The sequence below is a fragment of the Streptomyces sp. UH6 genome (assembly GCF_013421635.1).
Lineage (GTDB): Bacteria > Actinomycetota > Actinomycetes > Streptomycetales > Streptomycetaceae > Streptomyces > Streptomyces abyssomicinicus.
The window spans coordinates 1-4058 of sequence record NZ_JACADT010000508.1 but is presented as its reverse complement, the minus strand read 5'-3'; the positions used below and the strand labels follow the sequence as shown (position 1 = coordinate 4058).

The window sequence follows — 4058 nt, the reverse complement described above, 5'->3', positions numbered from 1 at the left end:
CGCCGAGGGGCGCCACCACCACCGCACCTCCCAGGGCCAGGGCCCCTGCTCCGAACCGGCGTCTGCTGATCCCTCTGCGCTGCACAGGACCTCCGAAAGAATCTTTCACCATGACCCGCGGGCGCTGAAACCTTCCTTCCGTGACCGTGTTCTGTCAATAGGGCCGCTCGCGGCGGTCCCCGCTTGCCCCGGGCACGGCCGCGGCCCGCCCGGAGGGTTCCCGGACGGGCCGCGGTGCGTGGAGCGGGGGGCCGTCATGTGCGGCCCTTCCTGACGTTACTTGCGGCCCTTCTTGACGTCGATCCGCACGACCTGCGGGTCGTGGTCGCTCGCCTGGTCGGCGAACTCGGCGTTCAGGTGCACGATGTCGTAGTCGTAGGCGACCACCGACGGGCTGACCAGCGTCTGGTCCAGCGTCTGCGAGTTGCCCTCGAAGACGTAGGTGTAACGCTCCTCCTCGGGCAGCGTGTTCACGAGCGGCGTCAGCAGGGAGCCGTCGCCGGTCATGATCTCGGTGGTCCTCGAGAACTGGAAGTCGTTGATGTCGCCGAGGACGATCACCTTCGCCTTCGGGTCGGCCGCCAGCAGCTCCGCGACGAAGTCCCGGACCTCCTGCGCCTGCAGGTGGCGCTGCGCCTCCGAGGAGCGCGAGGGCTCCTGGTAGCGGCCGTGCATCGGGGCGTCGCCGCCCTTGGAGGCGAAGTGGTTGGCGATCACGAAGACCCGCTCGCCGCGGAACTTGAACTCGCCCACCAGCGGCTTGCGGCTGTTTTCCCAGGCGTCGCTCGCCGGGTCGATCCGGCCCGGGGAGACGCTCAGCTCGGCGCCCTTGCGGGTGGCGACGACCTCGGTGGCGGTGTCCGCGTCCCCGCCCGGACGGTCGGTGAACGCGACGCGCTCCTCGTTGTAGAGGAACACCTGACGGATGTTGCCGCCCGGCTCGCCGCCGTCCGCCTTGTCCCGCGGGGCGACGTAGCGCCAGCTGTAGCGGGGGCCGCCGGCCGCGGCGATCGCGTCGGTGAAGCGCGTCAGGGTCCGCTCGGAGGTGACCGTGCCGTCGTCGGTGGCGCCGTTGTCGTCCTGGATCTCCTCCAGCGCGACGACGTCCGGCGCGGCCAGGTTGACCGCGACGCCCTCCGCCAGGCGGTCGAACTTCTCCTGCGGGTCCAGGGCGTCCAGGTTCTCCACGTTGTACGTGGCGATCGCCAGCTCCTTGCCGAGCTGCCGGCGTGTCACCTCGCGCTCCAGGCCGCCCGGGACGTGCGCGCCCATCTCGGTGGCCATCAGGGTGTAGCCGCCGTAGGAGTCGTAGTCGAGCGGGCCGGTCGTGGCGCCGGCCAGCGTGTCGCCGACGTTCGCCTCGGGGATCGCCGGGCCGAGCGACTCGATCTTGAGGCGGCCGGAGTTCTGGCCGTCGTAGCCCAGGTACACGGTGCCGCCGCGGACCGAGGGGTTCTGCTCGGGCCTGGCGGTGACGTACACCTCGTCGTACTCGGTGGTCGCGCCGACCACCCGGGCGTCGCCGACCTGGACCCGCATGCCCTCGGCGGACTCCAGGAAGTCCAGGGCGTACACGGCCGGCTGGAGCGGCAGGTCCTCGATGGAGCCGCCGCCCGCCTCGGGGGTGTAGGCGTCCGGCAGGCCGGCCGGGCCGAGCACGACGGGCGCCGGGAGCGGGTTGCCGGAGGAGAGCACCGAGGTCTTCGGGCCCGAGATCTGGGTGATCGACTGGGTCGTGCTGGTCGGCGCGTACTCCGCGACCTTGCCGCTGACCAGGACGCTGTCGCCGGTCTTCACGGCCGGGACGGCGGAGCCGGTGTAGACGAAGACCGCCTCGCTGGTGCGGGGGTCGGCGTCGGCCTGCGGGTCCTGGATCCAGAAGCCCCGGGAGCCGCTGTCGCGCACGCCGATCACGACGCCGGGCACGTTGGTGACCGTCGCGCCGGTCAGCGGGGAACGGCGGGTGGTGCCCTGGATGTCGTGGACGCGGACCGTACCCGGCTCGCCCGGCTCGCCGGGCTCCTCGCCGCCCCCGCCCGTCCCCGGGGTCTCGCCCTTGGCGTTGACCGGGGTGGGGACGCCCGCGGTGAGGTCGGCGGCGTTGTCGTCGGTGTCGGCGAGCGAGGCGCCGCGGGCCACCGAGGCGGTGTTGGAGGCGCCCGCGACCGGGCTGCCCTCACGGACGGCGGCGGTGCCGAAGCCGACCAGGTCCACGATCCGCTCGTCCGCCGCGCAGTCGGCCACGGTCTTGCAGCTGAGCTCGTCGGTGCCCGCCACCAGGGCGACGGTGCCGCTGGTGCCGCTCATCGCGATCGAGCCGGAGGCGTCGGGGGCGGGCAGGGCCGTGGTGCCGCCGGCGCCCTGGGCCTCGGCGATCAGGTAACGGCCGCCCGGGGCTATGGACCCGGTGATCCGGGTGATGCTCCAGCGGGAGGTCGCCGAGGGGGAGCCCGGCAGGTACTGCACGCTGTAGCCGGACAGGTCCACGGCCGTCGCCCCGGCGTTGCCCAGCTCGATGAAGTCACGGGTGAGCGTGGCCCCGGAGTTGCCGCCGCCTCCGTACACCTCGGCGACGACCGCGCCGGCGGAGGGGGCGGCGAAGGCCTGGGGCAGCGGAGTCAGCACGAAGGCGCCGGCCGCCCCCGTCGCCGTGAGGGCCTGTGCGGCATGGCGCCAACGCGCTCTTCTGTCACCCGACTTGGGCACGATTCGTACTCCTCGGAAGGAACCCGCCGCGTAGGGCCGCGGAGCGGGCGGAAATGACACAACGGGAAAGTCGACTCAAGTTACGCGCGTAGAAACAGAGCTGCCAAGAGGTCGCGCGTTAAATCTCTGGAATCGCCGGATGAACTGTAGCCGGAACGGGTGAACGCGGGCCCCCTGGGCCGCCCCCGGAGTGAACGATCGTTCGCGCCCTGTTCGCGCCGGGGAGCGTGTCGTACCGTACGGCTCCCGGGACGCCCGACAGCGTGGAGGTGGCGCGGATGCGCGACAAGGAACCGGTGGCCGGGGCGCGGAAGGCCTCGCGCCCGGTGGGGGGCACGGACCCGTCCGGTGCGGGAGGCTGTCCGGTGCGCCGGGGCGCGGACGGCGTCTGGCGGGTGGCCGGGGTCGAGGAGGCGCGCGCGGTGCTGCGTTCCCACGACACCGTGCAGGCCGGACTCGGCGTCGAGAGCACGGAGAAACTGCCCTCCTTCTACCGCCGGCCGGTCCTCTACCGGGACGGGCCGGAGCACCGCGAGGACCGCCGCCAGACCGCGCGGTTCTTCACCCCCCGGCGGGTCGACCGGCACTACCGGCCCGTCATGGAGCGCGTCGCCGAGGCCCAGTTGACCCGGCTGCGCGCGGTGGGCCGGGCCGACCTCACCCAGCTCGCCTTCCACCTCGCCATCGCGGTCGCCGCCGAGGTGATCGGCCTGACCGAGTCCCGGCCCGGTACCGACCGGCGGCTGGAGGCCTTCTTCCCCGACGAGAAGTTCGACCGGCCCGGGTTCACCAGCCTCAAGGGCCTGCGCGTGATCGCCCGGCAGAACCGCAACTGGCTGCGGTTCTACACCGGCGACGTCCGTCCCGCGGTCCGGTCCCGGCGCGCCCGGCGGCGCGACGACCTGATCTCCCACCTGATCGACGAGGGCTGCTCGGCGGGCGAGATCCTCGGCGAGTGCATCACCTTCGCCGCGGCCGGCATGGTCACCACCCGCGAGTTCGTCTCCCTCGCGGCCTGGCACCTCTTCACCGGCGAGGAACTGCTGGCCGCCTACCGGGCCGCGGACGAGCCCGAACGCCTCGCACTGCTGCGGGAGATACTCCGTCTCGAACCGGTCATCCCGACCCTGCGCCGCAGGACCACCGCCGATCTGGAGCTCGCCGACGGGGCCTTCCGCATCCCGGCCGGAGCGCTCGTCGAGATCGACGTCGGGACGGCCAACCTGGACCCCCGCGCGGTCGGCCCCGACCCCGGAAGCCTCTGCCCCGCCCGCGCCGGGCAGGTGGCCCGCGGCGCAGACGCCCCGCCGGTGCTCTCCTTCGGCGACGGCCCGCACCGCTGCCCGGGGGCG

2 protein-coding genes are annotated in these 4058 nt (G+C 73.2%); one reads left to right on the top strand and one right to left on the bottom strand.

Features of this window, described 5'->3' with window-relative positions:
- Positions 1-276: 276 nt before the first annotated feature.
- On the bottom strand, positions 277-2706 hold the full coding sequence (locus HW445_RS20955) for an endonuclease/exonuclease/phosphatase family protein (RefSeq protein WP_374939676.1): 2430 nt from the start codon (positions 2704-2706) through the stop codon (positions 277-279).
- A 278-nt stretch (positions 2707-2984) separates the two neighbouring features.
- On the opposite strand from HW445_RS20955, the gene HW445_RS20950 reads away from it, so the two are divergent.
- Positions 2985-4058, top strand: a 1074-nt coding sequence (locus tag HW445_RS20950) for a cytochrome P450 (protein ID WP_180222521.1), incomplete at its 3' end; no start/stop codon positions are given.